2 protein-coding genes and 1 pseudogene are annotated in these 4455 nt (G+C 65.6%); all 3 read right to left on the bottom strand.

What is annotated here, in order from left to right:
• Positions 1-2658 (bottom strand): efflux RND transporter permease subunit (locus tag AB4Y84_RS14220; protein ID WP_442250316.1); only part of this gene is annotated, 2658 nt, incomplete at its 3' end.
• A 14-nt stretch (positions 2659-2672) separates the two neighbouring features.
• Positions 2673-3938, bottom strand: a complete 1266-nt coding sequence (locus AB4Y84_RS14215; RefSeq protein ID WP_033831510.1) for an efflux RND transporter periplasmic adaptor subunit — start codon at positions 3936-3938, stop codon at positions 2673-2675.
• Positions 3938-4369 (bottom strand): annotated as a pseudogene (locus tag AB4Y84_RS14210) (TetR/AcrR family transcriptional regulator C-terminal domain-containing protein); the annotation flags it as partial. The pseudogene AB4Y84_RS14210 and the gene AB4Y84_RS14215, both read right to left, overlap by 1 nt.
• Between the last annotated feature and the right edge of the window lie 86 nt (positions 4370-4455).

The following is a 4455-nucleotide window of genomic DNA, read 5'->3' as shown; positions in this document are numbered from 1 at the left end:
GCACAGGAACACCACCACGATGGACAGCACCAGCAGCAGCGTCGCGGCGTTGCCTGCCAGGATTTCCTGGTAGGACAGGCCGGACCAGTCGTAGCCGAAGCCCGCGGGCAGGTCGTCGTTGACGATGCCTTCCATGGTCTGCATCGCTTCACCCGAGCTGGTGCCCGGTGCCTGCGAGCCGACGATGTTGATCGCCGAGTAGCCGTTGTAGCGGCTCAGCGACGGCGGTGCCGAGACCCATTCGGACTTGACCACCGTGCTCAACGGAATCATCGCGTTGGTGCCATCGGCATTGGTGGTCAGGCTGGACGGGCTGTAGAAGCTCTTCAGCGATTCCTGGCCGGTGCGGTACGGACCATCAGCCTGCATGGTCACGCGCTTGATGCGGCCTTCGTAGAAGAAGTCGTTGACGTACACCGGGGCCAGCATCAGCTGGATGGTGCTGTACACGTCCGACACCGACATGCCCATCGACTGCGCCTGCACGCGGTCCACGTGCAGCTGCAGCTGCGGGGCGTTTTCCAGGCCGTTCGGGCGCACGCCCACCAGGTGGTCCGGCTTCTGCGCGGCCTGGCCGAGCAGGATGTTGCGGGCCTGGGTCAGCTGCTCGTAACCGGCACCACTACGGTCCTGCAGCCACATGTCGAAGCCACCGAACTGGCCGAGGCCCTGCACGGTCGGCAGGTTGACCACGAAGATCTGCGCTTCCTTGATGCCGTAGAACGCGCCGTTCATGTTCTGGATGAATTCCGGAGCAGTGAACTTGCGCTCTTCCCACGGCTTCAGGCGGATGAAGCCCATGCCCACGTTCTCGCCGGAGCCGACGAAGCTGAAGCCGGCCACCTGCAGCATGCCTTCATAGCCATCCTGCTTTTCCAGGATGCCGCGCATCTGGGCGAACGCTTCGTTGGTCTGGCTCTTGGTCGAGCCCGGCGGCAACTGCACGATCGCCAGTGCATAGCCCTGGTCTTCCTCAGGCAGGAAGCTGCCCGGCATGCGGGTGAACAGGAAACCGCACAGCGCGGTCAGCACCACGAACAGGATCATCCAGCGCGGTGCATGGCGCACCGCGGAGGTGATGTGGCCCACATAGGTGTGGCTGATCTTGTCGTAGTACTTGTTGAAGGTGCGGTAGATGATGTTCGGGTTGTCGTTGTGCGTCGGCTTGAGGAACGTCGCGCACAGCGCCGGGGTGAAGCCCAGTGCCAGGAACGCCGAGAACGCCATCGAGATGGCGATGGTCAGGGCGAACTGCTTGTAGATCTCACCGGCCGCACCGCCCTGCAGGGCCGAGGGGATGAACACCGCCGCCAGTACGACGGTGATGGCCACCACCGCGCCGGTGATCTGGGTCATCGCTTTCTGCGTGGCGGGCTTCGGCGCGAGGCCTTCCTCGGTCATGATGCGTTCGACGTTCTCGATCACCACGATCGCGTCATCGACCACGATGCCGATTGCCAGCACCATCGCGAACAGGGTCAGCTGGTTGATCGTGAAGCCGATCATCCACATGCCCAGGAACGTACCCAGCAGCGCTACCGGGATCACCAGCGTGGGGATCAGGGTGGCGCGGAAGTTCTGCAGGAAGATCAGCATCACCAGGAACACCAGCAACACCGCTTCGAACAGGGTCTTGACCACTTCCTGGATCGAGATCTTGACGAAGGTGGTGCTGTCATACGGCGAGAACCAGGTGACGCCGGCCGGGAAGCTGGGCTGCAGCTCGTCCATCTTGCCGCGCACGGCTTCGGCCACGTTCAGGGCGTTGGCGCCCGGCAGCAGCTGGATGGCGAAGGCACCGGTGGGCTTGCCGTTGTACTGGGTATCAAAGCCGTAGTTGTTGGCACCGAAGGCAACGCGGGCGATGTCCTTCAGCAGTACGCGCGAGCCATCGGCATTGGCGCGCAGGATGATGTTCTCGAACTCCTGCGGCGAGCTGAAGCGGCCTTCGGCCGACACCGTGGCGGTGAAGTGCTGGCCTTCCGGCGACGGGTCGGAGCCCAGCGCGCCGGCGGCGAACTGCACGTTCTGCGCGCGTACCGCCGCCAGCACCTGGCTGGCCGACAGACCATAGCCCTGCATCTTTTCCGGGTTGAGCCAGATGTTCATGGCGTACTCGGAACCGAACTGCTGGGTGCTGCCGACGCCGGGGATGCGCGAGACCTGGTCGAGCACGCGCGAACCGACGATGTCGTTCAGTGCGTCACGGTTGATGGTCGGCGTATCGGACTGCAGGGCCACCACCATCAGGAAGCCAGCGTTGGCCTTGGCCACCACCACGCCCTGCTGGGTGACTTCCGAAGGCAGTCGCGGCGTGGCCAGCGAGACCTTGTTCTGCACCTGCACCTGGGCGATATCCGGATCGGTACCGGTCTCGAAGGTCAGGGTGATCGAGGCGCGGCCGTTGGACGCGGACGAGGAGCTGAAGTACAGCAGGTGATCGATACCGGTCAGCTGCTGCTCGATCACCTGGGTGACCGATTTCTCCGTGGTATCCGCACTTGCGCCCGGGTAGGTGGCCGAGACGGTCACCTGCGGCGGGGCGATGTTGGGGTAGGACTCCACGCCGAGGTTGAGGATCGCGATCACGCCGCTGAGCGAGATCAGGATCGCCACCACCCAGGCGAAGACTGGATGTTCGATGAAAAATTTAGGCATGACGGAATGTCCCGTTACTGCTTGTTCGATTCGGTGGCGGCCGGCTCGGCCTTGTCGGCCTGGTCAGCCTTGGCCGGTGCCTTGGCGTCGGCCGGAGCTGCGGCAGGCGCACCCGGAGCAGCACCGCCGGCGGCAGGCTTGCCGTTGGCGTCCTGGCCCGGGGTCCACGGCTTGGCCGTGGCCGGCGTACCCTCCTTGACCTTCTGCACGCCGGCGACGACCACCTTGTCACCGGCAGCCAGGCCCTCGCTGACCAGCCAGTTGCCGTTCTGCGCGCCGTCGGTCTTGACGTTCTTGCGGACGACCTTGCCGTCTGCGCCCACCACCATCACATAGCCGCCGGTGGTGTCACGCAGCAGGGCCTGCTGCGGCACCAGATAGGCGTTGTTGCGCTCGCCCAGGTTGGCCTGGAAGCTGACGAAGGCGCCCGGCAGCAGGATCTTCTGCGGGTTCGGCAGCACCGCGCGCAGCGACACCGCGCCGGTGGCCGGGTCGACCGTGGTCGAGGAGAAGTCCAGCGTGCCCGGCTCGCTGTAGGTGCTGCCGTCGGCCAGCTTGACGTTGACCGTGGCCTTGCCGTCGCCGGACAGGGCCAAGGTGCCCTTGGCCTGCTGCGCACGCAGCTGGGTCAGTTCATCCACGCTCAGCGAGAAGTTCACGTACAGCGGGTCGAGCTGGTCCACGGTGGTCAACAGGGTCACATCGCCCTGGCCCACCAGCGCGCCTTCGGTGACCTGCTGCTTGTTGGCCACGCCACTGATCGGGGCGGTGACTTCGGTGTAGCCCAGGCTGATGCGCGAGGACGTGACGGTGGCTTCGGCCTGCTTGACCGCAGCCAGCGCGGTGCGCTCGGCCGACTCGGCGTTGTCCAGGTCGGCCTTGGACACGAACTTCTGCGGCGCCAGCGAACGGGCACGGTCAGCGGCGACCTTGGCGTTGGCGTAGGTCGCGCGGGCCGAAGCCAGCTGGGCCTCGGAGGCGTTGAGCGAGGCGCGCAGGGGCGCCGGGTCGATCAGGAACAGAGTCTGGCCCTGCTTGACCTCGCTGCCTTCCTGATAGACGCGCTTGAGCAGCACGCCGGGCACGCGGGCGCGCACATCGGCGCTGCGGAAAGGCGACAGGCGACCGACCAGCTCGCGCTGCAGCGGCAAGGTCTGCGGCTTGGCGTCGATCACGCCCACCTCCGGCGGTGGGGGCGTCGGCTGTTCCGGCTTCTTGCAGGCAGCTACGGCGACAGCAACGGCGCACGTCAAGGCAAGGGTGCGGAGTGGGGCGGTCATCAGGAGGAACTCCGGGGTTGGTTTGAAGACGGGGCCGGCGAGGGCTGCGGCGCGAACGCGCGCAGGAAGCCATCGACGGAGAACTCTGCCCAGCGCCGACGCAACGCTGCGTCATCACGATGGGGGGTATGGAAGCGCTGTTTGTCGAAATCCTGACCGGCGATCATGCTCAGCAGCAGTTCGGCCATGAAGTGCGGGTCGTCATGCCGCAGCAGACCGCGACTGCAAACGGTTTCAATCCATTCAGCAAGATGAAGCGTCAACGCGCCGGCGCCATGCCGGTACAGCGTACGCGCCTCTTCGGGAAACTGTGCTGCATCGGCGGCGATCAGGCGGCAGGCCTGACCGACGTGGGGCTGGTTGAAGTGCTCCAGGAAGTCGGTGGCGAACTGGAGCAGGCTGCCACGCAGGTCGTCACCGCGGAGTGCACGCTGCCCGGCGGGGCAGCCCGATCAGCTCGCCACCTTGCTCCACACCTTGCCTGCAGTCAGCCACAGGCCCAGCATGCTGCCCAGGT

This window comes from Stenotrophomonas sp. 2YAF22 (assembly GCF_052114665.1).
Classification (GTDB): Bacteria; Pseudomonadota; Gammaproteobacteria; order Xanthomonadales; family Xanthomonadaceae; genus Stenotrophomonas; species Stenotrophomonas indicatrix.
Note: the sequence above shows the minus strand (reverse complement) of the source record. Positions and strands in the feature narration are given on the sequence as shown.

Bases quoted from the DNA above. Each gene is read 5' to 3' on its own strand.
- AB4Y84_RS14215 (WP_033831510.1), bottom strand. From the start codon at position 3,938: ATGACCGCCCCACTCCGCACCCTTGCCTTGACGTGCGCCGTTGCTGTC.